5 protein-coding genes are annotated in these 3,045 nt (G+C 32.0%); all 5 read right to left on the minus strand.

All coding sequences use genetic code 11. The features are described 5' to 3' along the window. Nucleotides 1-492 (minus strand): hypothetical protein (locus KJA15_04495; protein ID MBZ9572562.1); only part of this gene is annotated, 492 nt, incomplete at its 3' end. Nucleotide 493: 1 nt separating this feature from the next. Then, the gene (locus tag KJA15_04500; GenBank protein MBZ9572563.1) at nt 494-1,186 is read right to left on the minus strand and encodes a hypothetical protein; all 693 of its coding nucleotides are present in this window, start codon (nt 1,184-1,186) and stop codon (nt 494-496) included. Nucleotides 1,187-1,648: 462 nt separating this feature from the next. After that, nucleotides 1,649-2,473 (minus strand): protein rep, encoded by an 825-nt coding sequence (locus tag KJA15_04505; protein MBZ9572564.1) that lies wholly within the window; start codon nt 2,471-2,473, stop codon nt 1,649-1,651. Next, nucleotides 2,463-2,714 carry a hypothetical protein gene (locus KJA15_04510; GenBank protein ID MBZ9572565.1) on the minus strand — a complete coding sequence of 84 codons (252 nt, stop codon included), beginning with the start codon at nt 2,712-2,714 and terminating at the stop codon, nt 2,463-2,465. The genes KJA15_04505 and KJA15_04510 overlap by 11 nt, the downstream gene beginning before the upstream one ends. A gap of 120 nt (nt 2,715-2,834) precedes the next feature. Next, nucleotides 2,835-3,045 (minus strand): hypothetical protein (locus tag KJA15_04515; protein MBZ9572566.1); only part of this gene is annotated, 211 nt, incomplete at its 5' end.

Genomic DNA, 3,045 nt, shown 5'->3' on the forward strand with positions numbered 1-3,045 from the left:
ACTTTTTTTCGGTTTTTGTTTTTGCGATTCTTTTTTACTTTTTTCAGGCTGCGGTTTTTGCGATTCTTTTTTACCTTTTTTCTCATCTTCAGAAACTACAACAGCCTCTAATAAATCATCCAATTCTTTTGTTTCCTTGCTTTTAGATTCTTGTTTTTGCCATCCTTCTTTTTTACTGTAAAAATAGACTAATTCCCTACAATCAGGATTGGGACAATATTTTCCATTTTCACTTGAAGAAGATTCGCTGTTCTTAACAAAACTCCAATCAACAACAATACCACAAAACGGACAAGGTTCTTTTGGTAATCCTATATCTTGCTTTTCCGACATCAAATTTTTATCATAGGAAGAGCCGTCAACCCTTTCAGTAATTATTTCTCTTATAATATCGCTTAAAAGCAACCCTCTTGCGTTAGCCTCATCTTGCAATTTTTCCTTTTCGCTTTTCAAGATTCTCAATGAAATCGAAGCAGTTTTTTTATTTTTCATTTTATGCTTTTAAGAATTTTAACATAATATTAAAATCACTATCAGCAGAAGCATTGGCTTGAAAATGCAAATAAAATCTTTTAGTAGGAAGCAATAACTCTGTCAAAGTATCAACCGCTAAATCTATGCAATTTTTATCACAGTCTTCATAATAATAGCATATTTCTTTAGCCTGTGTCAAGGCAGTTTCTTTATACAAGTATACCAACTTATTAAAACACTTTGGAATAAAAGGAATCGCCAAAGTATGTGCTTCGCTTACTCTAATAATTCCAAAGTGATAATATTTATGTTCATCCATTGCTACCGTAAAGGATTTTTCCCACTGAATACCTATGTTTCCCTTTAGACTCATAAAATCATTCGGATAGTTTGACAAGTAAAAAATAATATTGCCATAACCACTTTCTACCGTTGCGTTGTCTCCAGTATTCGCTAAATTAGAGTAGTGAATTTCTGTGTTTCCCTTTATAGGTATATTTCTCATTTCACCAAAAATAGGGAAAGTTCTATTACTATTTTTTAGAATAAAAAAATGTAACAGAAAATTAGTAGGGTCATAAGGATGAGGATTAAAAGCACCATCTGTCAAAATAGATAAATACTGATAACCAGCACAAGGTATCAGTGTATCCATATATTGCGTTTGTAAATCTTTTTTTATTATTTGTTCTGTTAAATAATCAGTAAACATTTATCCATCTCTCCTTAATTACTAAATATTTGTCAGAAATACAATATAAGGGAAAATAAGAAATTTGTCAAATAAAAAATATTAATACCTTGTATAAAAATTTTCTATAGATAAAAAAAACAGAGACAGGAAACCCTGTCTGTTGAAGGCAAAAAAGAACAGACAGGGTTTCCTATGAAAATCACAAACAATGAGAATTGTAATTCCTGATTCACAATTTGTCAAGGGAATTTTTTAATTAAATTATTCAAGCGTAAACACCATACCACACATCCGTAGACACCATACCACACATCCGTAGACAATTGTATTGTAATTTTTTGACATTCAATATTTACAGCCGTATACAGCGTATACTGTTCAAAACACAAAAAAAAGATATTATCTTAAAACCCCGTATTTCTTGATGTTTACACGTTTGTAAAATTGTAAACCTTTGTCGACACCTTACTATTTCTCTTTTTAATCTTTCCAGAATTGCCTTTGAATAAGCAACTGATTAACTAATTCGTGGTTGAATTTTGATATAATAATAAACTTCCAAGAGGAAGAATGACAAATAGGACAAATATTTTTGTTCCCTGTTATACGCTTGTAAAAAATTCCATAGGTTACAAGACGTCTTAATCCCCGTAAAGCCATTTCTATTTTATATCCTTCTTTATGACTCAAATCCAAAAGAGCCTTGCCAATGTATTTTATAACTTCCTTAATTGCTTGTTTACCTCTTGCCATTCTTATATCGACATACCACTTACCCGTTAGCCGTTTCCACTCTTTAATTAAATCTTTTCTACGTATAAAACCCCCGTAATATAAGCAATGTATATGGACGCTATTATTTTTTTCACCAAGTTCAAAAGTTATGACAGCCCCAGAACCCTCCATTTCTAAAAGATTATGCCATATTTTCTTAAACGCTTTTTTTGATTTCTTAATAGCAGACCTGATATTTCCTTCTGTTCCGTATCCAAAAGTAATAAGTTTAAGAGTATAACCTTTTTCCCTTTTTATCTGTCTTATAGTATTGCTAACTTCCTGATAAACTTTCCTTGCCCTATCGCTCGCACAATAAGGACACGTTCTTAAATTACAACGAAGTGGAACAAGATATCTCTGACCGCATTGCTTACATTCTAAAACTATTACTTTTTTTCCATCTAATTCTATTTTTCCTTTATAATCTTGTAAATTTTTGATTCCTCTATGTCGTTTTTTCTTAAAGGGTTGCCCTTTTTTTTGCCCACTTATTTCTGTAGTATCAAGTAAAGTAGTATTACCCCCCATTTCCCCCCCCAAAAAACTTCGACTTTTTATTCCACAGGGGAGCATTTTCCCCCTTCAGAAGCCCAAGAATGTCCCCTACTGCGTTTTTATGATCTGTTTGAAGGTTTATATCAACAGAGGCAGGAAAATCTCCCCTTTGTTGCTGGTTGTGAAAGTCGTCAACACAGAGCCAGCAAGGTTTTTCTCCTGCCTCTTGTATTTTTTGCTTGACAAATTCTTTATTTGGGTTTATAATAGTCATTAGCATACATAAATCATAATAGTCATTAGTAAGGTTTGTAAAAAAAGGTAGAATGATTAGTATGCTCTGCAAAAACCCTATCTGTTGATTCTCTTTTGATGCAGGTAGGGTTTTTTTTAATTAGTCTCCCTCGCTTTCTTCTTCGCTATCATAGGTTATAATACCATCAAAAAAATCACCATATACTTTTTCTTTTTCTTTTTTACTTTTTTTCGGTTTTTGTTTTTGCGATTCTTTTTTACTTTTTTCAGGCTGCGGTTTTTGCGATTCTTTTTTACCTTTTTTCTCATCTTCAGAAACTACAACAGCCTCTAATAAATCATCCAATTCT

It is taken from the genome of Patescibacteria group bacterium, from assembly GCA_020148145.1.
Classification (GTDB): domain Bacteria; phylum Patescibacteriota; class Minisyncoccia; order Minisyncoccales; family JAHCRE01; genus JAHCRE01.

What these genes read in the sequence shown, in the direction of transcription:
- KJA15_04505 (MBZ9572564.1), bottom strand. Translation starts at nt 2,473, where the DNA reads ATGGGGGGTAATACTACTTTACTTGATACTACAGAAATAAGTGGGCAA.
- KJA15_04500 (MBZ9572563.1), bottom strand. Translation starts at nt 1,186, where the DNA reads ATGTTTACTGATTATTTAACAGAACAAATAATAAAAAAAGATTTACAA.
- KJA15_04510 (MBZ9572565.1), bottom strand. Translation starts at nt 2,714, where the DNA reads ATGACTATTATAAACCCAAATAAAGAATTTGTCAAGCAAAAAATACAA.